This window comes from Methanomassiliicoccaceae archaeon DOK (assembly GCA_009911715.1).
Taxonomy (GTDB): Archaea; Thermoplasmatota; Thermoplasmata; order Methanomassiliicoccales; family Methanomethylophilaceae; genus Methanoprimaticola.
The window spans coordinates 1,073,758-1,100,266 of sequence record CP047880.1; the positions used below are offsets into that span (position 1 = coordinate 1,073,758).

The 26,509-nt window shown below is 56.6% G+C and carries 31 protein-coding genes; 10 read left to right on the top strand and 21 right to left on the bottom strand.

Translation table 11 applies throughout. The features are described 5' to 3' along the window. Positions 1–18 precede the first annotated feature (18 nt). The 8 genes from JS82_05515 to JS82_05550 form a co-directional block, all read right to left on the bottom strand. Entirely contained in the window at positions 19–1,095 is a 1,077-nt protein-coding gene (locus JS82_05515; protein ID QHK17587.1) for an electron transfer flavoprotein subunit alpha/FixB family protein, read from the bottom strand. Further along, complete coding sequence (locus tag JS82_05520; protein ID QHK17588.1) at positions 1,092–1,868, bottom strand: electron transfer flavoprotein subunit beta; 777 nt, start codon at positions 1,866–1,868, stop codon at positions 1,092–1,094. Before JS82_05520 ends, JS82_05515 begins: the two co-directional genes overlap by 4 nt. Continuing rightward, positions 1,865–3,418 carry an FAD-binding protein gene (locus JS82_05525; GenBank protein QHK17589.1) on the bottom strand — a complete coding sequence of 518 codons (1,554 nt, stop codon included), beginning with the start codon at positions 3,416–3,418 and terminating at the stop codon, positions 1,865–1,867. The genes JS82_05520 and JS82_05525 overlap by 4 nt, the downstream gene beginning before the upstream one ends. A gap of 1 nt (position 3,419) precedes the next feature. Then, positions 3,420–4,367, bottom strand: coding sequence for an inosine/xanthosine triphosphatase (gene yjjX / locus JS82_05530; GenBank protein ID QHK17590.1), 948 nt, complete (start codon positions 4,365–4,367; stop codon positions 3,420–3,422). Beyond that, positions 4,367–4,576, bottom strand: a complete 210-nt coding sequence (locus tag JS82_05535; protein QHK17591.1) for a DUF2116 family Zn-ribbon domain-containing protein — start codon at positions 4,574–4,576, stop codon at positions 4,367–4,369. Before JS82_05535 ends, yjjX begins: the two co-directional genes overlap by 1 nt. A gap of 9 nt (positions 4,577–4,585) precedes the next feature. Beyond that, positions 4,586–5,179: a tRNA (pseudouridine(54)-N(1))-methyltransferase TrmY gene (trmY, locus tag JS82_05540; GenBank protein ID QHK17592.1), complete on the bottom strand. Its 594-nt coding sequence runs from the start codon at positions 5,177–5,179 to the stop codon at positions 4,586–4,588. Next, positions 5,176–6,540: a signal recognition particle protein gene (locus JS82_05545; protein QHK17593.1), complete on the bottom strand. Its 1,365-nt coding sequence runs from the start codon at positions 6,538–6,540 to the stop codon at positions 5,176–5,178. The genes trmY and JS82_05545 overlap by 4 nt, the downstream gene beginning before the upstream one ends. Before the next feature lie 255 nt (positions 6,541–6,795). Then, on the bottom strand, positions 6,796–7,656 hold the full coding sequence (locus JS82_05550; GenBank protein ID QHK18417.1) for a phosphoserine phosphatase: 861 nt from the start codon (positions 7,654–7,656) through the stop codon (positions 6,796–6,798). A gap of 391 nt (positions 7,657–8,047) precedes the next feature. On the opposite strand from JS82_05550, the gene JS82_05555 reads away from it, so the two are divergent. Together JS82_05555 and JS82_05560 are read left to right on the top strand one after the other, a co-directional pair. Further along, positions 8,048–9,415 (top strand): adenylosuccinate lyase, encoded by a 1,368-nt coding sequence (locus JS82_05555; GenBank protein ID QHK17594.1) that lies wholly within the window; start codon positions 8,048–8,050, stop codon positions 9,413–9,415. Between the two features lie 5 nt (positions 9,416–9,420). Next, positions 9,421–9,594, top strand: coding sequence for a hypothetical protein (locus JS82_05560; protein ID QHK17595.1), 174 nt, complete (start codon positions 9,421–9,423; stop codon positions 9,592–9,594). A gap of 64 nt (positions 9,595–9,658) precedes the next feature. On the opposite strand, the gene JS82_05565 is transcribed toward JS82_05560, so the two are convergent. Further along, positions 9,659–10,063 carry a pyridoxamine 5-phosphate oxidase gene (locus tag JS82_05565; GenBank protein QHK17596.1) on the bottom strand — a complete coding sequence of 135 codons (405 nt, stop codon included), beginning with the start codon at positions 10,061–10,063 and terminating at the stop codon, positions 9,659–9,661. A gap of 33 nt (positions 10,064–10,096) precedes the next feature. Next, the gene (locus tag JS82_05570; protein ID QHK17597.1) at positions 10,097–12,619 is read right to left on the bottom strand and encodes an excinuclease ABC subunit UvrA; all 2,523 of its coding nucleotides are present in this window, start codon (positions 12,617–12,619) and stop codon (positions 10,097–10,099) included. A 153-nt stretch (positions 12,620–12,772) separates the two neighbouring features. On the opposite strand from JS82_05570, the gene JS82_05575 reads away from it, so the two are divergent. The 3 genes from JS82_05575 to JS82_05585 are packed head-to-tail and all read left to right on the top strand — an operon-like array spanning position 12,773 to position 15,207. Continuing rightward, entirely contained in the window at positions 12,773–13,978 is a 1,206-nt protein-coding gene (locus tag JS82_05575; GenBank protein QHK17598.1) for an MFS transporter, read from the top strand. A gap of 46 nt (positions 13,979–14,024) precedes the next feature. Beyond that, positions 14,025–14,708, top strand: a complete 684-nt coding sequence (locus tag JS82_05580) for a rubredoxin (GenBank protein QHK17599.1) — start codon at positions 14,025–14,027, stop codon at positions 14,706–14,708. 1 nt (position 14,709) lies between these two features. Then, positions 14,710–15,207, top strand: coding sequence for a 4Fe-4S ferredoxin (locus JS82_05585; protein QHK17600.1), 498 nt, complete (start codon positions 14,710–14,712; stop codon positions 15,205–15,207). A gap of 75 nt (positions 15,208–15,282) precedes the next feature. On the opposite strand, the gene JS82_05590 is transcribed toward JS82_05585, so the two are convergent. Together JS82_05590 and JS82_05595 are read right to left on the bottom strand one after the other, a co-directional pair. Next, positions 15,283–15,663, bottom strand: coding sequence for a DUF1508 domain-containing protein (locus JS82_05590; protein QHK17601.1), 381 nt, complete (start codon positions 15,661–15,663; stop codon positions 15,283–15,285). A 457-nt stretch (positions 15,664–16,120) separates the two neighbouring features. Next, positions 16,121–16,669, bottom strand: a complete 549-nt coding sequence (locus JS82_05595) for a hypothetical protein (protein QHK17602.1) — start codon at positions 16,667–16,669, stop codon at positions 16,121–16,123. 92 nt (positions 16,670–16,761) lie between these two features. Here JS82_05595 and JS82_05600 point away from each other — a divergent pair, with 92 nt between their 5' ends. Further along, positions 16,762–17,379 carry a hypothetical protein gene (locus JS82_05600; GenBank protein ID QHK17603.1) on the top strand — a complete coding sequence of 206 codons (618 nt, stop codon included), beginning with the start codon at positions 16,762–16,764 and terminating at the stop codon, positions 17,377–17,379. A gap of 1 nt (position 17,380) precedes the next feature. Here the strand turns inward: JS82_05600 and JS82_05605 are convergent, their stop codons facing one another. Both JS82_05605 and JS82_05610 read right to left on the bottom strand, forming a co-directional pair. Continuing rightward, complete coding sequence (locus tag JS82_05605; GenBank protein QHK17604.1) at positions 17,381–17,743, bottom strand: DUF86 domain-containing protein; 363 nt, start codon at positions 17,741–17,743, stop codon at positions 17,381–17,383. Next, positions 17,733–18,038 (bottom strand): nucleotidyltransferase, encoded by a 306-nt coding sequence (locus tag JS82_05610; protein QHK17605.1) that lies wholly within the window; start codon positions 18,036–18,038, stop codon positions 17,733–17,735. The genes JS82_05605 and JS82_05610 overlap by 11 nt, the downstream gene beginning before the upstream one ends. A 318-nt stretch (positions 18,039–18,356) precedes the next feature. Here JS82_05610 and JS82_05615 point away from each other — a divergent pair, with 318 nt between their 5' ends. Further along, positions 18,357–18,560: a hypothetical protein gene (locus JS82_05615; protein QHK17606.1), complete on the top strand. Its 204-nt coding sequence runs from the start codon at positions 18,357–18,359 to the stop codon at positions 18,558–18,560. 26 nt (positions 18,561–18,586) lie between these two features. Here the strand turns inward: JS82_05615 and JS82_05620 are convergent, their stop codons facing one another. The 4 genes from JS82_05620 to JS82_05635 all read right to left on the bottom strand — a co-directional run bounded on the left by JS82_05620 (position 18,587) and on the right by JS82_05635 (position 22,663). Then, positions 18,587–18,910 (bottom strand): hypothetical protein, encoded by a 324-nt coding sequence (locus JS82_05620; protein QHK17607.1) that lies wholly within the window; start codon positions 18,908–18,910, stop codon positions 18,587–18,589. A gap of 180 nt (positions 18,911–19,090) precedes the next feature. Then, a complete protein-coding gene (locus tag JS82_05625; protein ID QHK17608.1) occupies positions 19,091–20,632 on the bottom strand; it encodes a hypothetical protein in 1,542 nt (513 codons plus the stop codon). A 191-nt stretch (positions 20,633–20,823) separates the two neighbouring features. Continuing rightward, positions 20,824–21,657 (bottom strand): hypothetical protein, encoded by an 834-nt coding sequence (locus JS82_05630; protein ID QHK17609.1) that lies wholly within the window; start codon positions 21,655–21,657, stop codon positions 20,824–20,826. Between the two features lie 82 nt (positions 21,658–21,739). Beyond that, positions 21,740–22,663, bottom strand: a complete 924-nt coding sequence (locus tag JS82_05635; GenBank protein ID QHK17610.1) for an HrgA protein — start codon at positions 22,661–22,663, stop codon at positions 21,740–21,742. Positions 22,664–22,832: 169 nt separating this feature from the next. Between JS82_05635 and JS82_05640 the strand changes: the two genes are divergently transcribed. The 3 genes from JS82_05640 to JS82_05650 all read left to right on the top strand — a co-directional run bounded on the left by JS82_05640 (position 22,833) and on the right by JS82_05650 (position 24,346). Next, entirely contained in the window at positions 22,833–23,168 is a 336-nt protein-coding gene (locus JS82_05640) for a DUF1508 domain-containing protein (protein QHK17611.1), read from the top strand. Positions 23,169–23,223: 55 nt separating this feature from the next. Next, a complete protein-coding gene (locus JS82_05645) occupies positions 23,224–24,060 on the top strand; it encodes a hypothetical protein (protein QHK17612.1) in 837 nt (278 codons plus the stop codon). 133 nt (positions 24,061–24,193) lie between these two features. Further along, on the top strand, positions 24,194–24,346 hold the full coding sequence (locus JS82_05650) for a hypothetical protein (protein QHK17613.1): 153 nt from the start codon (positions 24,194–24,196) through the stop codon (positions 24,344–24,346). Between the two features lie 41 nt (positions 24,347–24,387). On the opposite strand, the gene JS82_05655 is transcribed toward JS82_05650, so the two are convergent. From JS82_05655 to JS82_05665, 3 genes are all read right to left on the bottom strand, one after another. Then, positions 24,388–25,077: a hypothetical protein gene (locus JS82_05655; GenBank protein QHK17614.1), complete on the bottom strand. Its 690-nt coding sequence runs from the start codon at positions 25,075–25,077 to the stop codon at positions 24,388–24,390. Positions 25,078–25,264: 187 nt separating this feature from the next. Further along, on the bottom strand, positions 25,265–26,197 hold the full coding sequence (locus tag JS82_05660) for a hypothetical protein (protein ID QHK17615.1): 933 nt from the start codon (positions 26,195–26,197) through the stop codon (positions 25,265–25,267). Between the two features lie 99 nt (positions 26,198–26,296). Next, complete coding sequence (locus JS82_05665) at positions 26,297–26,503, bottom strand: hypothetical protein (GenBank protein QHK17616.1); 207 nt, start codon at positions 26,501–26,503, stop codon at positions 26,297–26,299. Between the last annotated feature and the right edge of the window lie 6 nt (positions 26,504–26,509).

Sequence of the window (26,509 nt, forward strand, 5' to 3'; positions counted from 1 at the left end):
GGCCTCCGGGCCCTCGCTTCAGGAACCGAGAGAACGGTCCATCTCCCTCAGGATCTCCCCTGCATCGGCTATGAGGCTGAGGTCGGCATAGCGGTGTATGGGAGCATCGGGGTCGTTGTTGACCGCGATGACCTTCTTGGCCCCGGACATGCCCACACGGTGCTGCACCGCGCCGGATATCCCGAATGCGATGTACAGGTCTGGAGCCACCGTCCTGCCGGACATGCCGACCTGGCGGGAGCGGGGCATCCAGCCCTTCTCCACCAGGGACCTGGAGCAAGACACGGTCCCACCGACCTTCCTGGCCACCGACTCGGCCACATCGATGAGGTTTCTGTCGCGGATCCCGTCACCGAGGGATATCAGAATCCTGGCGTCGCGGATGTCCTCTCCGGACTCCACTGCCCTCTCCTCCGAGATGACCTGCTTCACGGCCCCGTCCCTGAACTGCCAGTAGATGGCGGTCCCAGTGCCATCCTTCTCCTCCGGCATCGGGAACGTCCCCTGACGGACGGTGGCCATCTGCGGGAACCTCAGGCACTCAATGTCCGCGACGAGGTTCCCTCCGAAGGCCGGACGCGTCATCACGAGCTTCCTGCCCTCCGCCCTCAGGCCGGTGCAGTCGGCAGTCAGGCCTGTGCCGAGCTCCGACGCGATCCTGGGCGCCAGCTCCCTCCCGCGGGGAGTCGCCCCGATGAGGACCGTCGCCGGCTCGATGCGCTTGATGAGGGACACGATGCACGATGCGTAGCCCTCCGGAGCGTAGACCTCCAGGCTCTTCTCCCTGACGTGATAGAGGGTGTCCACTCCGCAGCCGAATATCCTGGGGTACAGGGGTTTGACCTCCGCCCCTCCGAAAACGACGGCGAACACGCGTCCGTCCGAGAGCCCGCTCGCCGCGCCCAGCAGCTCCGCGCTGACGTCGGCCATCCTCACCCCGTCTCCGTCCGGCTCAGTCTCGATCCACACGAGGATGCCGTCGGCGGTCGACTGGTTGAGGTTGTACACCTTCAGCATCCCCGGCGGAAGCCTGTCTGGGTCATCGGACCCGCACGAGGAGCATGTGGAGCACGATCCACCAGAGCACTCGCTCATCTGACCGCCTCCAGCTCGTCTATGATGAACCCCGCCCCCTTGGCAGGGTCGGTGATCTCCACCTTCCTGTTGCGTCTGACACCGGAGGACGCCGTTGTGGATACTATCCTCGTCATCGATCCCTTGAGACCGACGGAGTACAGTCCGAGACCGATAGCAATCCTGTCGACCTCCTCCACCTCCCTGTCCTGGGCCGACAGGTAGTCCGATATGGACACCAGCGTGCCGTTCGGGTCCACGGAGCCGAAGGACACCACAGATCCCTTCGGGACGGAGCAGGTCCTGCGCACGTCACCGTAGTCCTGGACGGCCACCAGACCGTCGTCAGTCCTGGAGAGGGACTCCGTGTACGCGAACTGCTGGACCCCCAGCTGGGCGGCGACCTCGTAGGGCACCTGCCCCGTGTCGCCGTCTATGGCCTGCCTCCCGAACACGTAGACGTCCGCGTCGGGGATGTGCCTGAGCAGGAACGCTGTGATGGTCCTGGCGGTCGCCCATACGTCCGCACCAGCGAAATCCCTGTCTGTGAGCAGGAACGCCCTGTCGGCACCCATCTCAAGGCATCTGACGAGGGCCTGCCTGGCCTGCGGGGGACCCATGGTATACACGATGATCTCGTCCCCTTCGCGTCTCATCGAGAGGACCCTCGACAGGGCGTACTCGTCGTACGGGTTGAGGATCGAGGGCACACCCGCCCTCACCAGAGAGCCGTTCTCGTCCACGGACATCTCCATCGTGTCCGGGACCTGCTTGACAGCGACGGCGAACCTCATTGCGGCACCTCCACTATGTTTCCGCGACAGAGTATGTTCTTTGGATCCAGTATGGTCTTGATCCTGCGTATCTCCTCGACCCCCCTCTCGCCGTACATGAGCTGCATGTAATCCCTTTTGATCTTGCCGATCCCGTGCTCGGCGCTGGGCGATCCCCCCAGCTCGACGGCCTTCTCGGCGAACCTGCGGTAGACCTCGTTGGCCTTCTCGAAGTCCTCCATGGACTTCAGGATAATCTCCACATGGGGGTGGTTGTTGCCTATGTGGCCGAAGACCACGTACTCCAGACCCGCGGCGTCCAGCTGCTCCGAGTAGAACGACATCATCTCGTCCGCGGCGGAGTCCGGGACGGACATGTCCGTTCCCATCTTGTGGATCCCCGGCATCTCCCCCTTCAGGGAGGCGACGTACTCGAAGATCGACCTCGGGATGGAGTGCCTGAGCTCCCTCATCCTCTCGCGGTCACGTTCCTCGTGGCCGCACCAGGACCTGTCCAGGGAGCCCCCGTGGCGCTCCGCGATCTCCGCCACCCTGACGTACCTCGCGGGCATGTCATCGGTCAGCTGCATGTCGAAGAACAGGGCCGAGCCTGCGTAGTCCGGGAGCCTAGGCACCCTGATCAGCGCGGGATCGGAGGCTGTGACCCTGCGGATGAGGTCCAGCGACCTGCAGTCCATGTACTCCATGAACTCGGGGTCGACAAGACCGTCCGACCTGATCTCCCTGACGGCTGCCAGACAGTCGGCGTCGGTGGGGAAGAACAGAATGTTGGAAACCAGAGGGTGCCAGGGGGCGACGTACACGTCCGCCTCGGAGATGATCCCGAAGATCCCCTCCGATCCGACGAACATGTCGATGAGGTCCATGTCCTCGTGGAACATCGGACCTGCGGCGTTCTTCACGTCCGTGTTGAAATCGTAGGACGGGATGTCGAAGGAGTAGTACGACCTTCCCGCCGGGAAGCTCATGCGCCTGCCTTCGGCCCTGTAGTCCCCCCTCTTGAAATCTATGTACTGGCCCTCGGGCAGGACCACCCTGAGCCTCCTGACCCAGTCGCGGGTGGGGCCGTATCTGTACGTCCTGGGTCCGGAGGCGTTGCAGGCTATGTTGCCGCCGATGGACCCGTTCATCTCCGTCGGATCCACCGGGTAGAAGTAGGGCACCGGCTCCGACAGGAGCTGCTCCCTTGCGCCCTCGGTGACGTCCTCCAGACCGGAGAGGTCGCGGGCCCTCAGCACCCTGTTGATCTCCTCTATCGTGGTGCATGGGAGAACCCTGACGAAATACCCCCTCTCGTCCCTCCCGACACCCAGGACGCCGGACATGCGCTCGAGCGAGATCACGTCGCCCTCTGTGGGGACGCATCCCCCGCAGACGCCGGTCCTCATCCCGGCCACCGTTATCGGGTTGCCCTTGGAGTTGTTGATCCTCACCGCCTCCCTGAGCTCGGAGTCGTCGACCGGGATGATGACGTGCTCGCCCCTTCCGGTCATCTTGGACTCGTCTGTGAGGTACTTGGAATCGCTGCGTATCCTCTGTCTGTAGAACATCTCACTCATCCCATAAGCGCGGAATCATGGCCGCGGTGACCGACTGCTCGGTCAGGGTCTTGCGGTCGATGAGTCCCTTGCTGAGCAGGCCGACCGCGCCCTGCCTCTTGCCTATGTCGGTGCTGCCGTAGACCTCGTGGACGGCGTCCCCCACGGTCATTCCGGACCTCACCAGCGCGGCGATGCCGTCGGGGTACCTGAAGCCGGAGCCCTGCCCGTACGTCTCCCTGCCGTCACGGCTCACTATGGTGCAGTGCTGGATGTCGTACAGTCCGTCCAGCATCTCGAAGACCCCCGCCTCTATCCCGACGGCCATGTCATGGTCGCCGAGCGCGGCCAGCGCCCTGTTCCTGGAGCCCTCGTGGGTCTGTCCCTCGAACGGCTGCGGCGGCACCCCGCTTCCGACGTCGACGGCGGTGATCCTGACCTCGCCGTACACCCGCTCCATCACGGAGCGGACCGCCGAGACCTTGACCGGGTTCAGCGAACCGACCGCTACGTCCATCACGGAGCGGTGGCCCGACCTGCCGTACTCCCCTCTTAGTATGGAGGTGGCACTGATCTTGGACCCGTCGTCGCTCCTCACCAGCGGGACCACCGAGAGCTCGAAGGGCTTCAGCCCCCTGGACGCCCTGCGGTCGTTGAGGATCCTGCCGTTCCCCAGCGTCTCCTCCGAGACAACCAGGACGTCGACGTCGTCCATCTCCTCGTCGGGGCCGTACATGTCGTCGATCTCGAAGACCCTGTAGTCCCCCTTCCCGGAGAGGTAGCGCTCCAGCTCCGCCTTCCTCAGATGCAGGGGGACGGAGACCTCCCTCCCCTCGCCGGCCATGCGGTCGGATGTGATCCCCACGACGACAATGTCCCCCACCTCGAACGCGCGGGACAGCAGGGCCTTGTGCCCGTCGTGGAGGATGTCGAACGTGCCGGCGACGGCGGCCTTCGTCATCACTCCGCACCGAGCGTGAGAACCACCAGGACTATGGTGACGACGACGATCGCCACCCAGATGAGCCCCAGCTTCTTCAGCTTGCCCTTCACCTCGTCGCCGGCGGTCTCCTTGCAGGATTCGCTGCAGAACCTCCCCTCTCCGACGAACGCCTTTCCGCAGTTGACGCAGTGCCTGTGCTGCGGGATCCTCTCTACGGTATCTGCCATGGTAACACCTCATTCCGACCTGCGGTCGGCCTCGTTGTGGACAATGATCATGCAATGGTCCGCGTGAAGGCTCAGCGGCCCGATGCGGATCCTGTCGGGGTTGTAGGAGAGCAGCTCAGCCTCCTCCCCCTCGGTCAGGTCGTGGTTGTCCCCCAGCACGAACACCGGGTTCTCGGGGAACTCGTACTCCCTGCAGTCTGTGCCGTCCTCCTTGAGATACACGAAGCTGCCCCTCTCGGAGAGCCTCCTGAGGACCTCCGGGAACGACAGCCTGGTGACGTACACCCCCGGCGAGGATTTGACCTCCTCGCCTTCTGAGACGGGTTTGAGGAGCGCGTTCCTGATGAGCGACGCGGTGCTCCTCTCGTCGGGGTTCAGGTACCTGAGGTCCTCCCCCTTGAAAATGACGGTCTTGGGGGCGTCGTCGCCCCCTTCGAGAACCAGGTAGATCTCGACGTCCTTGCGGAGGTTGTGGCTCAGGAAGAACGCCGAGTTGACGCATCTGCACAGGATGTCCATCCTGCCGGCGCCCCCGGCGATGTCGTCAAGCTTGAAGTCCCCGGTGGAGACCGCCTTGTGCCCGGTGATGACGAAGTACCTCATCCGGATCCCTGCAGCTCCTTGAGTCCGTCCAGGTCGACCCCGGCCATCTGCTTCATCATCTGCTTGCGCATCTTGCGGTCCTTGCCGAACGACGTCATGGTCTTCTTCATCGTGTTGTACTGCCTGAGCAGCTCGCGGACATCGTGGGGCGTGACACCGGCGCCGTTGGCGATCCTCTCGATCCTCTTGGCCTTTATGAGGCTCGGGTCCTCCTTCTCCTGGGCCGTCATGGAGTCCATGATCGTGCGGAAGATCACGAGCTTCTTCTGGGAAGCCTCGTAGTCGATCTTTCCCTCCATGCCGCTCATTCCGGGCAGCATTGTCATCAGCTTCTCGAGGGTGCCCATCTTGCCTACGGCCGCCATCTGATAGTACATGTGGTTGAGGTTGAACCTCCCCTTGATCATGTCGTCGGCCATCTTCTGGGCGACCTCGGGGTCGTCGATCTCCTCGGCGGCCATCTGGACCAGCCCGGACAGGTCCCCCATGCCCAGCAGCCTGGAGATGAACTTCTTGGCGTCGAACGCCTCCAGGTCGCGGATGTGCTCCCCGGTTCCCAGGAAGACGATCCTCGCGTCGGTCCTGGAGATCGCCGATATGGCGCCTCCTCCCTTGGCGGTTCCGTCCATCTTGGTCAGGATGACGCCTGTGACGCCGACGGCGTTGTGGAAGGCCTCCGCCTGCGGACCGGCCTGCTGGCCGACCTGGGAGTCCAGGACGAGGACCCTCTCCTCGGGCTTGGCGACCTCGGCGATCCTCTTGATCTCCTCGATGAGGTCGTCCTCCAGCGCGTGCCTTCCGGAGGTATCGATGATGACGATCTTCTTGTCCCTGAAGCGGTCGAGACCGTTCTTGACGATGAGCGCGGCGTCGGTCTGACCAGGCTCCCCGTAGACCTCCACGCCGACCTTCTCGCCCAGCTGCTTCAGCTGGTCTAGGGCGGCGGGCCTGTAGACGTCCGCACCGATGAGTCCCACGGAGAGACCCTTCTTGGAGAAGTAGAGGGCGAGCTTCCCGGTCGTGGTGGTCTTTCCCTGTCCGTAAAGACCGACCATCATGATGGTCTGTGGCTTGAGGGCTATCCCGCCCTTGTCGCTGTTGACCAGTGCCACGAGCTCCTCGTAGATGATCTTGGTTACGTGGTCCTTCATGCTCCTGCCGGCCGCGGGGGGCTCGTTGAGCGCGCGATCCTTCACCTTGTTGGTGAGGTCCAGGACCAGCCTGACATTGACATCGGCCTCCAGAAGCGCGCGCTGGAGGTCCTTGCAGATATCCTTGATAAGCTCGTCGTCCACCGAGGACGCGCTCCCGATGCGTCCGAGGACACCTCTCAGGGATTTTCCCAATCCTTCCAAGACCATAATGTATCGTGCGACAGATTCACGCGCGCGTTATATACTTATGGTCGCAGGACACAGAATAACGGTAAAGTGTGGGGATAGGCCAGAATATAAGAAGGGATGGGATGCACTCTACAGCCTGGCCGTATCCCAGCAAAATCAGATAAGTTCAGTCTGTATAAATAATTTATCCAAAAAATTTAGCTGATTACTTAATTGTTTAAGCTTCTGAATAAATTAAGTGGAGGGCTGGGGAACCAGCCCCCCTTTTGAGTTTCAGAGGTACCCGGACTTCTGGAGGGCCATGAGGTCCTCGGTGGAGAGCTTGTCTCCGGCCTTGAAGCGCTCGAAGATCTCCTTGGCCTCCTTCTTGCCCTCGGTGTCCGACTTCTTCTTGCGGACCGAGTTCTTCTTGTTGCGGAAGCTGGATGCGTCCCTGTCCATCTCGTGGACGGACTTGATCTGCTCGATGTGCTTCTTGTGCTCCTCGTCGGCGGCCTGCTTGCACTCGACGAACTTCGCCTGTGCTGCGTCTGCCTCCTTCCTGAGCCTGTCGGCCTGCTCGTAGAAGCCGATCATCTTGTCGTGGGCGGCCTGGGCCTTCTCGGCGTACTCGGAGACCTGGTGGTGGTACACCTCGGCCTCGGCCTTGGCGTCCCTGAGCTGCTGGACCAGGTTCTTGACCTCGTCGTTCTGCTCGTAGATCTTCTCCCTCTCCTCGATCTGCTTGGCGAGGATGGAGATCTGCTTGATGATCTCGTTCTCCTTGTCCTTTCCGAGGGGCTTGGTCATCTGAGTGTACTCAAGATCCTGGAGCTGTTTCTTCAGCTGCTTGACGGGAACCTCGTTCTTCTCGTCGGATTTCTCGTTCCTGTAGGGGGCGAGCTGCTCCTTCAGGGCGGTGACCTTCTGGTTCCACTCGTCCCTGAGCTCCTTCGTCTCCCTGACCTTCTGGTTGAGCGAGTCGCGCTCCTCCCTGCACTTGCCTGCCTCGTCCACGAGCTCCCTGACCTGGGCGTTGAGGGCGTCCCTCTTCGCTTTCCACTCTTTGGTCTGGTTGTTGAGCTCGTCCCTGAGCTTTCTGTGCCTCTCGGCATCCTCGTTGACAATGTCGCGCTTCTCCTCAAGGGCCTCAATGGTCTCTTCGGAAACGACATTGCTCTCTGCAGTCTCCTCAACAGCGGGGACGGCTTCAGTCGTTTCCTGTACCTCTGCTGCCTGCTGCTCTACCTGAGAATCCTGCTGCTGAACTTCCTCCACAAAATCTTCCATAAATTTTCACACCTATGTTCAACGCGGCCATGATCGAAAGCATGACCCACTTGCGAGAACGGCTATCAATATTTCCCTTATAAGGATTTCCATACCTTGTTACGCACGCACCTAAACAAAGTAGTAAAGGCACGTTGTCGGGAAGGGCCTCATCCCCACATGGCCCCGGGTCTATATATCCGGAACCGTCCGCGGGCGACGCGGGATGTCGGCGCATGTAATTTATATTTAAAATCAATCCGCGCACACGATCAACATGAGCAACGTCTGTCCCCTTGACTACCGCTACGGCCGCGAAGACATGAAGGCCGTCTTCAGCGAGGAGAGCCGCATCTTATACCAGATGCAGGTGGAGGCCGCCCTGGCCCGCGCACACGCGTCCCTCGGGACCATACCTCAGGAAGCCGCCGACGAGATCACCAGGGTCGCGAGCCTCGACGTCGTCAGCGTGGAGAGGATCAAGGAGATCGAGAAGGACACCAGGCACGACCTGATGGCGATGGTCAAGGCGATGACCGAGAAGTGCGAGGGCGACGCGGGCAAGTACGTGCACCTGGGCGCCACCTCCAACGACATCGTCGACACGGCCACCGCGCTCCAGATGAAGGCAGCGCTGGAGATCGTCATGGAGGACGTGGACAACTTCACCATGACCCTGGCGAAAATCGCCAAGAGGGAGAGGGACACCCTCGAGATCGGAAGGACGCACGCTCAGTTCGCCATACCCATCACATTCGGGTTCAAGATCGCAGGATACATCGCCGAGATGCTCAGGCACAGGCAGAGGATCATCGACGCCATGCCCAGGATCTGCGCAGGCAAGATGGCCGGGGCCGTCGGCACCGGAGCCGCACTCGGGAAGAACTTCTTCGAGATCCAGAAGAGGGTCATGCAGGACCTCGAGCTCACCTACGAGCCGGCCGCGACGCAGGTCGTCGGACGCGACAGGTACACCGAGTGCATCTGCATCATGGCAAACATCGCCACCTCCCTGGAGAGGTACGGAACCGAGGTCAGGAACCTCCAGAGGTCCGAGATCGGCGAGGCGTCCGAGTACTTCGACGTCGAGAAGCAGGTCGGGTCCTCCACCATGGCGCAGAAGAGGAACCCCATGAACTCCGAGAACGTCTGCGGTCTGGCACGTGTCATCCGCGGCTTCGTGACCCCCACTTTCGAGAGCCAGGTGCTCTGGCACGAGAGGGACCTGTCCAACTCGTCCACCGAGAGGTTCACGCTCCCCCATGTGTTCATACTCCTCGACGAGATCCTCAAGAAGATGACCTGGGTCTTCGACGGCCTCGAGGTCCACCGCGACAAGATGCTCGCCAACATCGAGTCCTCCCGCGGACTGGTCATGGCCGAGCCGCTCATGATGAAGCTCACCGAGAAGGGCATCGGAAGGCAGGACGCCCACGAGATCATCCGCTCCTCCGCGATGGTCGCGGAGGACCAGAACAGGCACCTCAGGGACGTGCTCCTGGAGAGGAAGGACCTGAAGGGCATCCTCACCGAGCAGGAGATCATCGACACCATGGACGCCGCCAACTACGTCGGGGGAGCCAGGGAGATCGTCGACAAGATGGTCAGCGCCGCCGAAGAGACCATCGGAAGGACCGCGGAGTGATCCCGATGGACAAGGTCAAACAGGGCCTGCTCCTGGGCGCGATCGTTGGGTTCTTCCTCGCGCTGTTCATGATAAACTACTCGGGCAGATGGTGGTGGATCATCATGGTCCCGCTGGTCGCCATAATGGGCGCCGCCCCGCAGTACCTCAGACCCAAGGACATGGACGACGACGATTGAGCGTCGCGTCCGGCTCAGAATTTTAACCGAGGGGGAGAACCCCCTCGTTCATGTTTACGGACCGTCACTCGACGGGCTTTCCGGCGTGGTCGCCGGGCGTCACGTAGTAGACCTCGTCGACGGTCATCTTCACGAGGTGCTTCGCGGGGAAGATCTCCTTGATGGAGTGGGCGAATGCGACGGCGGCCTCATAGTCGGCCCCGGAGTCCTCGACCTTCAGGGAGCCCTTGATCTGCCAGGACTCCTTGCACTCGGGGTTCCACACGTAGAACGCCGCCCTGGGGTTCTCCTTCATGTTGGCGATGGTCTTGCCGAAGTAGTTGTCGATGATCCAGACCGTCCCGTCCTCCTTGGGTATGAGCATCCCGACGGGTACGACGTTGGGAACGCCGTCCTTGGACGCCGTGGCCACGGAGTAGACCTTCTGCTTCTTCATCTGTTCCAGGATCTCTGGTGTCAGCTTTGCCATGATGGTGAATGGCCTCTGCAGTATATAGGGGGCTCAGTTCCTCCCGAGGACCTGCGCTATGTACCTTCCGGTAATGCTCGCCGGATCGGACGCCACACGGTCGGGGGTGCCACAAGACACCACCCTCCCGCCCGACTCCCCTCCTCCCGGACCCATGTCGATTACGTAGTCCGCGTTGGAGATGAGGTCGAGGTCGTGCTCTATCACCACTAGCGTGGCGCCGTCGTCCATCAGACGCTGGAACACCCCTATGAGCGTCCTGACGTCCCTCGGGTGGAGGCCCACCGTGGGCTCGTCGAAGACGAACACGGTGCCGTGCTGGCTCTTGCCCATCTCCGATGCCAGCTTCAGCCTCTGGGCCTCCCCTCCGGAGAGCGCGGGGGTGGACTCGCCGAGAGTGAGGTATCCGAGGCCTATCTCGGACAGCACCCTGAGACGCTCGGCGACCTTGGTCCCTCCGAGGGCCTGCAGCGCCTCGTCCACCGTCATGGACATGAGCTCGGGCAGGGTGTGCGGCTCGGCTCCCTTCGGAGCGTACGAGAAGCGGTCCGCCTCCTTCGAGTACCTAGATCCGCCGCAGGACGGGCAGACGATGTCCACGTCCGGCAGAAACTGGACGTCCAGAGTGATCTGCCCGGTGCCGTCGCACTCAGGGCATCTCAGCCTCCCCGTGTTGTAGGAGAAGTCGCCCGCACCGTAACCAGCCTCCTTGGATGCCGCACCCCTGGCGAAGGTGCGTCTGAGATCGTCAAGAACCCCGCTGTACGTGGCTACCGTGGAGCGGACGTTCGTGCCGATCGGGGTGGCGTCTATGACGTTGACACGCCTGACACCACCCGCCTCGACGGATTCGACGTGCTCCGGCAACGGCATCCCGGATATGACAGCCTGGAGGGCCGGGACCAAACTCTCCAACACCATGGTGGTCTTGCCTGATCCGGACACTCCGGTGACCACCGTCATGCGGTCCATCGGGATCTCCAGGTCAAGGGGATGCACCGTGTGGATCCGGGACGTGCGCATCCTTATGGCCCCGTTGTCGAAGACGGATCCTTCCCGGACCCTATCGCGGACGATGACGTCCTCCTTTCCGGAGAGGTACCCGCCGATGATCGACCTCGGGTCTGCCTCCACATCCCCCACTGTCCCCTGGCAGAGGACGGTCCCTCCCTCCTTGCCCGAGCCGGGGCCCATCTCGATGAGCCAGTCGGCGGACCTCAGCGCCCTGGTGTCGTGGTCGACGAGGATCACCGAGTTCCCGTGCTCGACGAGATCCCCGACTATGGCCATCATCCCGTCCAGGTTCGAGGGGTGAAGGCCTATGGACGGCTCGTCAAGGACGTACATCACGCCCGTGGTGCGGTTCCTGATGGCCCTTGCCAGCTGTATCCTCTGGCGCTCGCCAGTGGAGAGCGTCGAGCCGGCGCGGTCCAGCGACAGGTAGTCGAGCCCCAGGTCCACGAGCCTGCGGGCGGTGGCCAGGAACTGGTTGCAGATGCTCTCGGCCATCGGGCGCATGTGCTCCGGCATCTGCGGGGGCACGGCCGAGACCCATTCCATGAGGTCGCCGAGGGTCATGGAGGTCGCCTCGGCCAGGTTCCTGCCGCACAGCACCGTCGAGCGGGCCCTCGCGTTCAGCCTGGTCCCTCCGCACTCCTCGCAGGGCCGCACGGTGAGGTACCTCTCCACCCTCTGGATCCCCTTCTCGGTGTTGGCGTTGTTCAGAGCCTCCTCCACGGCGCGCCGGGCGTTGCGGTAGGTGCAGTTCAGGTCGAAGACCTTCCCCGTGGACGACTCTATCGCCACCAGCTTGGTGACCTCAGGGCCGTTGTACACGATGTCCCTCTCCTCGTCGGTGAGGTCCCTGAAAGGCACGTCGACGCGGACGCCCAGGGACTCGGCGACCCTGTACATCCAGTTGATGCCGAACATGTTCCAGGACTCCACCGCGCCCTGGCCCAGGGTCTTGTCCCAGTCGGGAACGAGCTTGGAGACGTCCACCTCCCTCACCATGCCTGTTCCGGAGCATCTCGGACATGCTCCCTCGCTGTTGAACGCGAGCGACTCTGCGCCAGGCCCCTCGAAGGAGGCCCCGCACTCCGGACAGACCAGCGCCTTCCCCGCGGCGACGTCGGTGGACGGAGGGAGGAGATGCCCGTTCGGGCAGCGGTGGCTCCCGAGCCTGGAGAACATCAGGCGCAGATGGTTCAGCAGCTCCGACATCGTCCCGAAAGTGCTCCTGACCCCGGGGACCGCCGGCCTCTGGTGAAGGGCGAGCGCCGCCGGGACGTAGTCGATGCTGTCGATCTTCGCCTCCGCGGCCTGGGTCATGCGCCTGCGGGTGTACGTCGACAGCGCCTCCAGGTACCTTCTGGACCCCTCTGCGTAGAGGACACCGAGTGCCAGCGACGACTTGCCGGATCCCGACACGCCGGCGACGGCGACTATGCGTCCCAATGGGACGTCCACGTCAACGGACTTGAGGTTGTGTACCCTGGCCCCGCGTATCTCCACATGGTCTGGGGCCGATGACCCGAAATTGCCTGCGTCTCCCATATCCGCACCTGCACTCCGGTGAAGGCGGAACCGTCCTTAAGACATGTTGCAGAAGACGGCGACATTCCCTATCATTCAGGAATACCAGGGTTATCCCTATTGTCATAAAATTGTTGAAATCGAATATATACAGGAGAACGATTGAGCGCACTCATGCAGAGGGAGAGACTGTTCACGAAGGATTTCATCCTGGATACGGCCATATCGCTCTGCTGTTCTCTCAACTACTTCACGCTCCTGATCAACATAACAGGCTACGCCATGCTCACCTTCGGGGCCACATCCACGGAGGCCGGTCTGGCCGCGGGGATCTACGTCATCGGCGGGCTGATCTCCAGGGTAACCCTGGGGAAGTACGTGGAGATGGTCGGCAGGAAGAGGATGCTGATCCTCGGACTGACCATCGCCCTGGTGATGTCGGTGACCTACTTCTTCGTCTCTTCGATGGCGGTGCTGTACGTCGTCAGGTTCCTGCACGGGACCGCGTACGGGATTAGCAGCACCTGCACCAACGACATCATCGCCAGGATCCTGCCGCAGAGCAGGAGGGGCGAGGGACTGGGGTACTTCCTGCTCAGCGTCACCATCGCCACGGCGATAGGGCCGTTCCTGGGGATGGGCTTCGGACAGGACGGGAACTACACCGCCGTGTTCACCGTCGGACTGGTCATGTACTCGGTCGCTCTGGTCCTGGCCCTGTTCCTGAAGGTCCCCGAGGAGACCCTCACCGAGGAGCAGAAGGCGGAGGCGCGCAGCTTCGACCTGAAGCACCTGTTCCAGTTCTCGGCGGTCCCGCTGGCGATAACCTGCATGGTGTTCTACTTCGCGTACTCTGGAGTCCTGAGCTTCATTTCGTCCTACGCCGAGGCGATAGACCTGGTCGACGCCGCGATGTACTTCTACCTGGCGGTGGCCGCCGGCACCCTGGTCTCCAGGCTGACCACCGGGAAGATCTACGACAGCCGCGGGCCCAACGTGGTGATGTTCCCGGCGTACGTGGCGTTCTTCATCGGTATGGTCGCGTTCTCCCAGGCAACCAGCGCGGTGGTCCTGCTGTGCGCCGGGTTCGTCATCGGCTACGGTGTGTCCATCGTGTACACCATCAACCAGGCCATCGTGGTCTCCAAGAGCCCCGCGCGCAGGTACGGCGTGACCACGTCGACATTCGCCGCCATCGTGGACCTGGGCAGCGGGCTCGGACCGTCCGTCATGGGCATGATCCTGGCCTTCGCCGGTTACAGGGAGATGTACCTCATATGCGCCTTCATCAGCCTGGTGAGCCTCGTCATGTACTGGTTCATCCACGGACACAGGTTCGGCAAGGAGCCCGGCAAGTCCATAACGGTGCTGGAGGAATGACCGCCGCGGACGTTCAATTATAAGTCCGCAACCGCCTTCACTGGCCATGAAGTACAGGTGCGGCGTTTGCGGTTACATCTACGACGAGGAGAAGGAGGGCGTCAGGTTCGCCGACCTCCCCGACGACTGGCAGTGCCCGGTGTGCGGCGAGGGGAAGGAGGGCTTCGAGCCCGTCGAGGAGGATGACGAGGGTCCGGCCCCCGCACCGTCGACGGCACCTCCGACCGGAGGGCCTGTTACGGCAGCCGCCCCGGAGATCTCCGGGTTCGAGAACGAGGACCTTCGCGAGCTCACTGCCGGACAGCTCAGCGCACTGTGCTCCAACCTCAGAAGGGGATGCGGGGTGCAGCAGCTCCCCCGCGAGGCGGAGCTGTTCGGCCAGATCGCCGACTACTTCGAATCTGTCACGGTGCAGGAGGACCACGAAGGCGTCAGGACCCTCCTGGACATGATCAACTCCGACCTCATGGAGTACGGCGACGCGAAGGCCACATGCGCCCTCATGTCCGACAGGGGAGCCCCGAGGGTGCTCACCTGGAGCGAGAAGGCGACGCTGATCATGAGGACCGTTCTCGAGAGGTACCTGAAGGACCCCTCGTTCCTGGAGCACACCGGCGTCTACGTGTGCGACATATGCGGATTCATCTACATCGGCGACGACCCGCCGGAGGTGTGCCCGGTGTGCAAGGTCCCCGGTCACATGATCCTCAGGATCCAGGGAGGTGCCTGAGATGCCGAAGATGGTCGCCTCCAGGAACCTCAGGATATGCACCAAGGACTGCATGTGCCTCTACGTCTGCCCGACCGGGGCGACGGACACCGAGACAGGGCAGGTGGACTTCTCGAAGTGCGTCGGATGCGGCGACTGCGCCAGGTCCTGCCCCAACTCAGCCATATCTATGATCCCGCTGGACTACCCCCACCAGCAGCCGAAGGACGAGAGGGTCAAGGAGAAGGTCAGGGCGATCGCCAGGAGCAAGGCGGCGCAGGAGAACATCGCGAAGAAGATTGCGGAGTCCGCTGACGACCCCGGCCTAAGGATCCTCATGACTGCGGTCCGCAGGTCCGACCGCCTGATGGGCGAGGACCTGATCAGGGAGACCGGCTACCTCCTCCCGCAGAGCGGCGAGGTCAGGAGGATGCTGGAGTCCTTCGTCGCCGATCCGCCGGAGGGATTCCCGGTGGAGGCCGCGAAGGAGCTGCTGTCCAGGATGTGGTTCAACTCCTGAACCGTGAAACAGGGTCGAATAGGGACGAACCCACGCGAGTTCGCCCCTGTTCAACCCATTGATTAGAACGATATCTTACTCCTCGGGTTCTATCACCACGATCTCCGCGTCGGGCGCATGGCTGCCGATGCTCCTGATGCCCTTAAGGCAGGACGCCTTGTCTGCATACGCCTGAGAGGCGGCCACGATCTCGCCGTTGGACGCCTTGAGCCTGAACCTGTACTTGCCGCCCGCGTCGGTGTACATCTCGTACTTGGGGTTCTTGAGGACCTCGTAGCCCTCCACGGTCTGATCCTCCACATCAACTGCGCAGTTCTTGCGGACGCTCTCCGCGCCGACCTTGCAGTTGGCCACGGAGGTGTACGTCTGGGATGTGCATATGACCTGGTTGTTGTTGGCGATCAGGTTGAACATGTACTTCCCGTCGTTTGTCGGCTTTATTGCGAACTTGCCCATTTACATCCCTCGTATTTGAAATGGTGATAAAACTTTAAATAATGAATCATCGAAATGTGTATAGGTTCCGTAGAACGCGGGATGCGACTTATACGACGCGGGACCGCCAGAACGATCCGGGATCGGACAGAATAAGGCTTAATATCTGATGCATCAACCAAGCCATTATTGTGGACAGCGGCCCATTTTAGAGAAGACAGCCAAAGGACCCAGCAGAGTATTGATCGGACGATGTACGTGCGGTCGCTGGAGACTGATTAAAACGATCGGAGATGACTGCTCTCCGCACCGCCTAGCTTGATGTCGTGTCGCCGATGCATCAACATACGACGTCGGGTATCAATACGATGCTTCAGAAATGGCCCTTCACCGACGACTGACTGTGTTCGCATGTCGAACGAGGATGTTCCGGCAGGGGATGGTAACCGGGAGACGGGGAATGGCCCCCCGCCTTCCATCAGAGTTTGTCGATGAAGGTGCAGGTGACGAGCCTGTACGTCGATGTGGCGCTCTCCCCGTCTATGGTGATCACGTCCTCGTTGTAGTATAGGACACCGTCGTCGACTCCGATCCAGGAGGTGTACGAATGGTCGGAGGTCTCCTTGGTCCACACGACGCAGTCCACTCCGTCGAAATTCGTGTTCTTGTCGAGAGCCTCGGTCCCACCTCTGGTCCAGGTATCGTCCGGATAGTAGAGTTCATCGAAAAGCACCTTGACGTACTCGTCGTATGTCATCTCGGAATCCGATGCGGATCCGTTGACCAGTGTGCGGACCTCGTATGTGGAGTCACCCAATACGTCCATGATGGTGTAGACGTACGTCGTCCTCTCGTTCATCGTGTCCTCCATCCAGTAGGAGTAGCTGTCCCCCTCGACGAGAACGGCGTCCTGTCCCGAGTCATCGCTCCCCGGACCCCTGTCGTTCAGCATCACGTACGCGGCAGCGCCGGCACCACCGACGACTATGACCGCGATTACTATCAGTATTATCGATTTGGATATCATGGTGGTTACCATATCTACGTCTATAAAACTTAAAATAGCTTAAACAGGAAATTGACATCCATCAATAACATAAAAGTGTCATTATCGTTTACATGAATCCCGACTTTGACAGAAGACTCCGCGCTTCCCAGCGCGACCTCGAGATGAAGGAGAGGCAGGGCCTCGCCGTCCAAGCCGCTCTAGCAGAGCACTCCGTCACATCCTATGTGAGGAATCTGCCGGTGGAGGACGCCTCGTATCCTGCCATAGAGTACCTTAGACTTCATCCGCAGGATGGTATCGGGGACGAGGGTCAGGAAGGAACTCGGGATTGCCATTCCGAGCATCTCATGCAGGAAGGACCTCGGTCCCACCGCCAGTGCAAGATCCGCATCTACAGGGAATGCCACAGGATTCTCAGGACCTTCGACGGCTACCACGACTGCACCGGCTCGTACATCCGCTACATTCGTGATAATCCAGTCGTAGTCTTCGCGGAGGACTTCGATCTCGTCAGGAACATCTTCCAGTCCTTCAAGTCCAGACTCAGAGACGAGAGCCTGACGATAGTGGACTTCTCCAGGATGTGCCCTCTGACCCTGTGCACCCTTGACCTCGGACTCCCATTGAACGACGACCTCGTCATGACCAATCCCTTCGAGGAGCCCGACGAGTACTTCCTCAGGAGACAGAAAGCGGCGTTCGGAACCGAGACGGAGGTGGTGATGTGATTCACTCGTCCGCGTCCCTGGATTCGAGGACGTCGATGATCTCCAGGCATGCCTCTCTGAGTGCAGGAACCCTCTCGGTGATCGTCTTCCACTGCAGTTCTGGGATCACGTTGTGGTACTGGTGCGCGAACATGTCGCGCATGCCTGCGATCTTCCTCCAGGTGACGTCCCCGAACTCGTCCCTGAGCTCCGGGGAGAGCCTCTTCACGAGCTCGCCTATCTGCAGGATGGAGAATGCGGTGGAGGTCTGGTACACCTTGTTGTCCAAGAAGTCCTCTTCGTCCGAGCCGAACATCTCGACGGCCTCGTTCACGATGTCACAGTACTTCACGATGTCACGGAGGATTCCGATGTCACGCCTCATAGAGCAGCCTCCTGTCCCTGAGGACCTCCCTGCTGAAGTCATCACGGAGGGATTCCTGACATACGAGATCGATTTCGACACCGAGAGCATCCCTCAGATCGGCGAAGAACCCGCCGAGCTCGAAGAGATCGCAGTCGTCGGACGTCACGACGCAGAAATCGTAGTCGCTGTCTTCGCGATTGTCTCCACGGGCCCTGGATCCGAAGAGGTACACCTGTCTCATCCCGTAGGATTCGGCGATGGGCTCCACTATTCTGCGGAGCTCCTCTATCGTGTACTCTCTCACCTTGTCCATGACTCTGAGATGGCGTTTGCGCTATATAAACGAGGGTCGGGACTGGATCGGAGTCCTCTCCCAATCACATCTCACGCTCAATATTTACAACAGGCCTGAAAGCACGGCCTCGGACCGGAACACCTCCGAAGCAGGAGCATCCGCAAAGGTCCGACAATCGGAACTCCGGATTTGAAGTGATTATAGAAGTCGACTCGGGAAAATCTTGGTTCCAGACCCCGGAACCGGTTCGAGATGATCTCCGACACAGGGACCCACTGTGGCGGTCGGAGGTCGGGTCATCCCCTCGCAAGAGGGCATTCACAGAGGTGGGAAAGAATGACTTACAATGGTAAGGCGGCATACGCCGCAGGGAACTGCCAGTCGAACGACATCGAGGACTATGACGATCCCGTGGACTTCCTCTCCGAGAAGGTCCACTCCATCGTCAGGATCCTCATCCCCGATGAAAAGGCAAGGGTCGAAGTGATGGCCCGGGCCTTCGCCAAGAGCTTCTTCGAGCTGTACCAGGACACTCTGTAAAAGAGGGGCGTTCCGCCCCTTAACCCTCAGGATCCTCTGAGGGCCTTCTTCATTTCCCGCAGTTCCTTCCCCTGTCTCTCAATCAGGGCCCTCAGTTCCGGGACCTTGTCACGTCTCATCGCTCCGCCGCCGACATCGACGATCTTGTCAGTGTCCGTCGGTTCGAGTCCGAGTTTCCTCATACCCTCATCGAACTTCTCTCCGCCTTCGAAGGCGTAGAATCTGTTCTCCGCCAGGAATCTGTTCAGTTCCTGGATGTGTCTGTTCCTCAGTCTGATGATGTCCGGATGTCTGTTGATATTCTCCTTCTTCGTCTCTCTATCTTTCTTTGTTGTCTTATTCTCTGGCATTTGCCGCCTCCTTGGGAAACCCCGAGGGAACGGCTGGGAGCCTGCGACTTACGTCACTTTACGATGGAATCGGAAAGGGCAATATGTCGCAGGCGATAGTGCATGAGGGGTTGAACAAAGGCAAAAATGACAGGAGTTGAGTTTGTTTTTTTAAAAGGTCTATCAGGTTATGTCTTTTTTTCAATATTTTTGTTTTTTCCAATAGTAAAATAAGATAGAATTCAAAGAACAATTGAACAGATAAAGAAACAGGCTCATTGTATAATGATTGATATCTTCACGTGTTATGTGATCCCAATGCGCTATTCTGTTACGCCAATCCCAGCCGATTCCATCCTGTGTTGATAGGCAATACTGTATCCCTTTGATGAGGTCTTTACCCAAGGCATCATTCAAGAACGGATCGTCCAACAAACGAGAAAGATTGTCATATCTGTTGGCATCTTCATTGACGCTAACAAATGTCCGTAGTAATTTCTCTGTCATTGAAATCGTATACATGCATGATCCGTAGATGCTCTGAAAGGAGCATTCCGATCTAAGCACCTCGTAATCTTCATCATACATCTGGAGGATTTCAGTACAGAGTTCGATGTTTTGGATATTATTGAATAGTTTGGCAACCAGTTGGGTATCTGCATGCAATAGTTCTTCACGGGATACGGTATTGGCAAGATACAGGATTATATTCGCGCCCATGTTAGTAATCTGGTATATCGTATCTTGACGACTTCCGGTGAAATATTCTGATTTTTTACCAGCATAAAATGCATCAGTAAAAGCAGTATCAGATCTTTTCTGTTCAAAACATGACTTGATTCCATCTCCTTCGTTGTAATGTGTGATTCTCAGTTTTAATCCGAGCAATCCTCCATCATGTAGCAAATCCTTTACAATTTTTCCAATTTCAACATCGTGCTCTATAATTTCCCCATGTTCAACCAGATATTTTTCTTCATACCTGCGTCTTTCTTTCAGAATATCTCTACTTCTTTGAGAACATCTGTTGATTTTTCTTAAATATTGAACGTACAACTCCAACAGATTGAAATCTATGCTTTCCCCCTTTTCAATTTCTTCTGTGAGTTTTTCACATTTACAAGTTATAATATTAGAAATAGGTTCAAACAGATTACGACTGCTGTTTTTTGTTTTATTGTAGACTTCAATTATGCTGCGTAAGTACTCAACAGAATACATTCCTGCCTTGGAAAACGAATCTTCAGAAACGTACAAAGATAACAATCCATTGTCAGAGATAATGCGATTGCAGTATATCTTGAAACTACTAACAATATGTTGAAATTCCTTGGTCAGAATGGTTTCTATTGTTGATCTTTTAATTATGTTTACATTAATGTCGAATTGATGTAACAAGCCATTTTTTAGATAGCTGTTCTCTAGGAGTCTGTCAAGGTTTTCTTCAATGTATTGTGGTACCGTCCTCAATCCAAATTCTTTTTCCTTATCTGATGCGATTTTTATTACGCATAGATAATCATCTTGAAATTTGGGATTAACATATGGAACTGCTTTACTCATTTCACTAAGGAATTTGATAAACAGATAGCAGAAAGCATCATCTTCATTATTGATTTCAGTCGGTATGTTCTCCACTATGGACACAAGTTTATCTTTATCGTCTATGATACATTTTACATAATATGCTGTAGACAGATCATTTATTCCAGGGAACACAAGGTCTATCTTGTGTTCATCCATAATCGACTTTATCTCATCTGCTGAACTCACAAAGAACCTAATGACTTATTGGATTATTCAATGTCGGTTGATTTCCATCTTTCCGATATTTAATGAAACTTGGAATCACGTCCGAAGTTGTGGGTCACATGATTTCACTCGAAGTCTAGGTCATAATTTCGACGGTGAGTGGCAGGATGGTGAGAGGAAGGTCAGATGTAACTCCTTGCCCGTCTTATGATCTCCACATTCATCAATGAAACAAGTTGCATTGAGTAGATGCATTTGTGCAGCATCGATGTGTTGAGGAACGACATGTCCTTTATGCCGATGGTCAACTCACGGCCATCATCGAGACACATGACCATGCTGTCTCCGTTTTCGCGATAGTTCTCATGGGATATGCAGTTCCTTATCGCACGGTAGTCCGACTTCAGTCCACCTTCATCATCCACGATGGGCTGTTTTAGCGAGGTCAATTCCTCGAAGGCACGGTATGCCATTTCACGGTCGCATCCTGGATAACGGGAGATGATGTCCATGGATTCCTTGGCGATCTGAAGGTAGAGCTGTTCGAATCCCTGCCTGTACTGATCCCTGAGCGGTGGGAACGAATCCAGAGGGTCGTCGGATGAGGCCTGTCTCAGTACACGCTTGCTGTTCCTGTCTATCTTCTCGAAATCGAGATCGAACGGTCTGCTCCTGTTACGACTCATGAACAGTACGAACCCGAGATATCCATCCTCGTCCGATTCTAGCCCCTTCAGGATGGTCTCCATGACGGATATGGATCTCTCAAGGGATTCGATCATTCTCTTCCCGTTCTCTGCATCGAATCTCATCAGTCCTTCGATGAACGGGTCTTTCCGTAAGTCCTTCCTCAATGCCTCCGATATGAGTTTTGAGTAGTCCTCATTCATGCATCCCTTGCCGTTGTAGAGGTTGATGACATCGTTCAGCGTCTTCCTGACGAACCTGTTGCCCAGTTGCTGCTCGAAGCAATAGATCTTTAGCCTCGAGTCCAGAAGGATGTTACTGCAACTCATGTCGTACATGCTTTCTTTGGATTCGCCATCCGTGGTCATCCTCAGGTTCTCCTGTATCGATCGAATCTAGAAGCGAGAAGGTTCAACTCCTCTGGGTCATCCCCTTCTGCTCCTTGTACCCCTCGAGTTCATCATCGGACATCACCTTGTCATAGTCCGACTTGATGATGCGCTGCGTCTTCATCGAGTCGTTTATCGATTTGATGAAGTTCCTGAAATCGCGGTTGATCTCAAGCAGGTCGTTGACAATCCCGAAATCCAGGAACTCCTTCTCCTGTGCGGGTATCATCACTTCCGATTGGTGGACGTCCGACACGTCGAGCCGTATCGCACCGATCCCGAACGACGGGCACAGACGTGACAGCTGGTCCAGGGCCTCCTCCGAGTAGTCTATCGCCACCAGATAGCCCTCGTTGGCCCAGCTGGAGTTGGATACGGCCTGGAAGAAGTACTCCCTGACGTTCGAACCGGTGACCGACACCTTCATCTCGAACGAGTACAGGGTGATGTTGGACTGTCCGTAGTTCCTTGCGAGCTCCACCGTCTCCCTGTCCAGGTCCTCGAATGGGAAGTGAACCGACACCAAATCCGGATGCATCCACTTCTCGGAGTTCTTCCCGGTTTTGGTCGAGTTCTCATGGTATATCGTCTTGGTGTGCCCCTTGAAGCGCTGCTCCCCGTCGATGTAGGCCACCAGCAGTGGATGCAGGTCGCGTTCCCTGAACTTGGCGGATTCTTTCTTCTGAACAGTGCTCTCCTCTCCGTACATCATGTCCTTCAGTCCGAACATCGGCGGTCTGGAGGACACCTGGACGAACCTGGAATCCGACTTGTCGCGGATGTTGACGTACAACTGTGCCTGGATGGTGCGCCATGGCGTCTTTCCGGACAGGCCGCATTCCTTATCGTATCCCTTCTCGACGGCATAGGCCCATATCTGTTCGGCTCCCATCGGGACGCCTTTCTCGGACAGGACGCGTTCGGAAAGCTGCAATCCGGTGTACATCGAGGTATCAATACCTTATGGGGATATATTCCTAATCGGACGCTCATCGTGTTCCAGAACAGGTTGCTTGCCAGCCCACCCTCAATTCATATTTAAACCGATAACGTCATTCGAATATGGTGAATTCAATGGGAAGGTTCTAGTCAAGCAGACGTCCGACGGAAGGTACATGTTCAACCTCATCGCCAACAACAACCGCGTGATCAGCAGCTCCCAGACGTACGCATCCGTCGCCAACGCGAAGGTCGGAATCGAGAGCGTCCGCACAAACTGCGCCGCACCGGTCGAGGATCAGACCATCGAGGGATACGAGGTACTCAAGCATCCAAAGTACGAGGTCTACCTCGATGTTGGCGGCAAGCCGAGATTCAGGCTCAAGGCGTCGAACGGCGAGATCATAGCTGTGTCCCAGGCGTATGCGGACAAGCCCTCATGCATGAAGGGCATAGCCAGCATAGGCTCCCATGCACCCGATGCGGAGATCATCATCGAGGAATCGGTGTGAATGAACTCTGCTACATTGTATTCATATCACACTCTTGAATCGATAAGCTGTTACCATGGACGATAAATATCCGGAATACAACGATGAGGAATCCCCATCTGCGGAATATCCGTATCTTCGGAATTGGCTGAAGGTGAACAACAGGGTTTCAGGAGACTTTGTTTCCAATCACTTTCTGATATGGATAGATATCCTCGGCTACAAGAACAACGCGGACTGCCCGTTCGGAGAGACATATAATCCGGAATCTTTGAAGAGGGTGAATTCATATCTTCAGAAGATTGCCGATGCCTATGAGTTTGCCATCGATCTTTATAAAAATGCGATGGGTGAAGACCCTAAAATCAGGATCTTCTCCGATAATAATCTGCTGTACTGTAAATTATACCAGGATCATACCGATCTGGAGAATATAATCAAACTCATGTCAATAGCATCCGGCATCCAGTGGGTGATGACCGGAGCTTCCAAGATTCTGGTCAGAGGCGCTGCAACCATAGGATTGTTCTATTCCAATGATCAGTTCGTTTACGGGCCAGCATTGATCGAAGCATACAAATTGGAGACCAAGGCGTCCATCTACCCCCGGATTCTGGTATCGGACAACCTTCTGGAATACCTGGAGGCTCAAAGAAACGGGGATATGGCTTTTGATGACCTGTATCAAGGACTCCTGCTGAAGGATGTCGATGGTCTCTACTGTATAGACGGATTGTATCCGATGTACGGGTCACACGAATGTCTGTCCAAATATGGTGAAAATCTGGTGATTCTAAGAGAAAGCTATGTCGATAAAAATGAGAAACTCAAGGGCATGATGAATTACACCATCAGCAAATTCAACGAATTCTGTGAGAAGGAACATGTTGATTCGAAGATCGATCTGTTATGATAAACACCAATCATCACCTTGCATCCAGAATAATTCGTGAGACTTCGATAGATTCCAAATCGATTCCAATCTAATGTTTAGCGTGTATATCCACAACCATTCCTGTTATATTCGTGAAACCAAATCGATTTCCATGGAACTGGATGACCCGCTTATCGAGAGTGTTCTGATTCACATGTACCTCCACCCGGGAGGCACCGATATCGAGGAACTCGTCGGAAGCGAGCGCGCTGACGAGGTCCTCGAATGCCTTGTCAGGAACGGGATGATAGAAAGATTTCCTTGAGGAGCCTTGAGAATTCGGGGGAGTGTCCTCCCCCTGTGTTTTCAGAGGCTCAGCCCCATCCTCCTAAGATCCGTCTCGGCCTGGATCCTTTCTGGGTGAATCGAGAGCATATCCCCGTATCTTTCGCCATCTCCGTCCCTGCTGGGTCCGAATCCTAGGTTCACGCGGCAGATAAGGGTGTACAGGGCGTAGTCGAGGACATCCTCGGAGATCCCTTCGGTGTCCAGCACGGGGTTCACGATCACCGCCCTCATCAGGACGCTGGTCCTTCCGATCCTCCCGTTCCTGTCCTTGGAGTTGTTCCATCTGATGACGATTCTCGGGTCGTCCTCGACGAGTCCGGATTCAACCAGTCTCCGGTAGCTGTCCATCAGGTCGATGTTCTCACCGCGTGTCGAGCTGCTGATTCCCCTGAATCTCTTCAGGTAGATCTCCTGGTTCTCCTTCAGGAAGCTGTCGGAGTTGAGGTAGTCGCAGACCTCCTGGGAGTACTCCGTCTTTCCTTCTCCGCGCATCTTCGCGAAGATCGTCTCCGCCAGGCTCTCCATCACGTGCTCCGGAGCGTTCCTGAGGTTGTCCGAGACCTCGAAGCTGATCCACCTGTAGGATCTCGTCCACTTCAGCTTGAAGTCCCTGAAGGCGGAGAACTCCGCCTGTATCTCGTCGAATCCGTTTCTGATGCCAGCGTTGCGCATGGCCCTGATCAGCATCTCGCTGTTGCAGTTCTCCATTTCTTTTTCTCTCCTGGGCCTAAGTGCCCGGAGAGGGGCCTGGCGGAGACGCGCTTACGTGACCGGCGCGCGCCGAGAACATATTCAAGAAGAGAAGGCGCCGACGGGCCGATATGCGCGCGGAGCGTACCCCGGAAGGGTACGAGGCACAGAGAGAATTTTCATATGTCGTTCGATTTCGATTACTTCACCATTCTTTCAATTCAAAATTCCTTAGTTGGAATTTTCCGATGAAATTCAAAATCGATTCTCTTCCATCATCATGATAGTAGAGGTGCCAACTGCAATCATGTAACGCTGGTACAATCACATCGCGATAATAGGGATAATCTGCTTTGAGAACACTGTGTCCCAATATGGTGACAGAATCGATGTCACCTCTTTGTAAGAATTTTCTCAATGGCTCGTAGTTCCTGTTTAGATCCTTGGAGGCCATGGTGATATAGTGATTGATTCCTAATAGACACGGTTCAATCGACACACCATAGAATTCGTTGTCGTTATACGATTCTTTGTATTGTTCAACTATGGATTCGTTCAATTCAGAAGAACCGAATTGTATTGTGTTATGGATTTCTTCATCATTCAATGTTGAATTCAGTAGTTTCAGTGAACCGTGAATGTGTAATACATTCTCATCCGGAATTTCATATAACCTTGACAGAGTGTCGGTATAATTGAAATTCAAGTACAATCCATCCTGTGGAAGTCTTAGATCGGGTTGTACATTAGTGAAATCCAGATTGTTTAACCATTCAGAGAAGTATTTTCCAGTGAATTCATCGACGTATCTTGTATGTTCATCAATTGTAATTCTCATATCGTCCCATTTTGGATTGTCGTCCATCATATCGGGGTAATATTGGAATGCCCTCTCCATCAGTGCATCAAAATCAATCTCTAATGATTTTTCAACTTCAGACCATGTTCCTTTGAAATCAATACGAGTTCTCAAGTCAGTCAATGAATTGAACCATTCGTATACCTCTGGATGATTTTTCTTCAAAAAATCTCCATAGTATGAGTAATTCGTCTTCAATCCATGATGAATGTCAAATCCGTTACCAATAATGTATAATTTTGAAATGTTACGATCCCCATTCTTAGTTGTATTACACATCAATATAACATTTCCATTCTAGTGTCTTCGATTGGTATGGTTTGCGTATCATATTATGCGTTTTTATTAGATTCCTGAAATTTCATTTGTTGTCTTTGATCATTCTAAGTCTTCTATGTCGCCGTTATAGTAGTTTCTCCATCTGGAATACTTGCGATCCATGGCTGTCAATCTCTCGATTTCATCCTCATCTACGAGATTGTTCTTGTCGAACTCGTCGTAGAATACGATGTGGGCGACGATTTTCACCCTTTCTATCACACCGAGGAAATACTCAGCAAGATGCGGGTAGGGTACATGGTGCATGAGATT

Coding starts and splice junctions, on each gene's coding strand:
- JS82_05515 (QHK17587.1), bottom strand. CDS start 1,095: ATGAGCGAGTGCTCTGGTGGATCGTGCTCCACATGCTCCTCGTGCGGG.
- JS82_05520 (QHK17588.1), bottom strand. CDS start 1,868: ATGAGGTTCGCCGTCGCTGTCAAGCAGGTCCCGGACACGATGGAGATG.
- JS82_05525 (QHK17589.1), bottom strand. CDS start 3,418: ATGTTCTACAGACAGAGGATACGCAGCGATTCCAAGTACCTCACAGAC.
- yjjX (QHK17590.1), bottom strand. CDS start 4,367: ATGACGAAGGCCGCCGTCGCCGGCACGTTCGACATCCTCCACGACGGG.
- JS82_05535 (QHK17591.1), bottom strand. CDS start 4,576: ATGGCAGATACCGTAGAGAGGATCCCGCAGCACAGGCACTGCGTCAAC.
- trmY (QHK17592.1), bottom strand. CDS start 5,179: ATGAGGTACTTCGTCATCACCGGGCACAAGGCGGTCTCCACCGGGGAC.
- JS82_05545 (QHK17593.1), bottom strand. CDS start 6,540: ATGGTCTTGGAAGGATTGGGAAAATCCCTGAGAGGTGTCCTCGGACGC.
- JS82_05555 (QHK17594.1), top strand. CDS start 8,048: ATGAGCAACGTCTGTCCCCTTGACTACCGCTACGGCCGCGAAGACATG.
- JS82_05560 (QHK17595.1), top strand. CDS start 9,421: ATGGACAAGGTCAAACAGGGCCTGCTCCTGGGCGCGATCGTTGGGTTC.
- JS82_05565 (QHK17596.1), bottom strand. CDS start 10,063: ATGGCAAAGCTGACACCAGAGATCCTGGAACAGATGAAGAAGCAGAAG.
- JS82_05570 (QHK17597.1), bottom strand. CDS start 12,619: ATGGGAGACGCAGGCAATTTCGGGTCATCGGCCCCAGACCATGTGGAG.
- JS82_05575 (QHK17598.1), top strand. CDS start 12,773: ATGCAGAGGGAGAGACTGTTCACGAAGGATTTCATCCTGGATACGGCC.
- JS82_05580 (QHK17599.1), top strand. CDS start 14,025: ATGAAGTACAGGTGCGGCGTTTGCGGTTACATCTACGACGAGGAGAAG.
- JS82_05585 (QHK17600.1), top strand. CDS start 14,710: ATGCCGAAGATGGTCGCCTCCAGGAACCTCAGGATATGCACCAAGGAC.
- JS82_05590 (QHK17601.1), bottom strand. CDS start 15,663: ATGGGCAAGTTCGCAATAAAGCCGACAAACGACGGGAAGTACATGTTC.
- JS82_05595 (QHK17602.1), bottom strand. CDS start 16,669: ATGATATCCAAATCGATAATACTGATAGTAATCGCGGTCATAGTCGTC.
- JS82_05600 (QHK17603.1), top strand. CDS start 16,762: ATGAATCCCGACTTTGACAGAAGACTCCGCGCTTCCCAGCGCGACCTC.
- JS82_05605 (QHK17604.1), bottom strand. CDS start 17,743: ATGAGGCGTGACATCGGAATCCTCCGTGACATCGTGAAGTACTGTGAC.
- JS82_05610 (QHK17605.1), bottom strand. CDS start 18,038: ATGGACAAGGTGAGAGAGTACACGATAGAGGAGCTCCGCAGAATAGTG.
- JS82_05615 (QHK17606.1), top strand. CDS start 18,357: ATGACTTACAATGGTAAGGCGGCATACGCCGCAGGGAACTGCCAGTCG.
- JS82_05620 (QHK17607.1), bottom strand. CDS start 18,910: ATGCCAGAGAATAAGACAACAAAGAAAGATAGAGAGACGAAGAAGGAG.
- JS82_05625 (QHK17608.1), bottom strand. CDS start 20,632: ATGGATGAACACAAGATAGACCTTGTGTTCCCTGGAATAAATGATCTG.
- JS82_05630 (QHK17609.1), bottom strand. CDS start 21,657: ATGAGTTGCAGTAACATCCTTCTGGACTCGAGGCTAAAGATCTATTGC.
- JS82_05635 (QHK17610.1), bottom strand. CDS start 22,663: ATGTACACCGGATTGCAGCTTTCCGAACGCGTCCTGTCCGAGAAAGGC.
- JS82_05640 (QHK17611.1), top strand. CDS start 22,833: ATGTTCAACCTCATCGCCAACAACAACCGCGTGATCAGCAGCTCCCAG.
- JS82_05645 (QHK17612.1), top strand. CDS start 23,224: ATGGACGATAAATATCCGGAATACAACGATGAGGAATCCCCATCTGCG.
- JS82_05650 (QHK17613.1), top strand. CDS start 24,194: ATGGAACTGGATGACCCGCTTATCGAGAGTGTTCTGATTCACATGTAC.
- JS82_05655 (QHK17614.1), bottom strand. CDS start 25,077: ATGGAGAACTGCAACAGCGAGATGCTGATCAGGGCCATGCGCAACGCT.
- JS82_05660 (QHK17615.1), bottom strand. CDS start 26,197: ATGTGTAATACAACTAAGAATGGGGATCGTAACATTTCAAAATTATAC.
- JS82_05665 (QHK17616.1), bottom strand. CDS start 26,503: ATGCACCATGTACCCTACCCGCATCTTGCTGAGTATTTCCTCGGTGTG.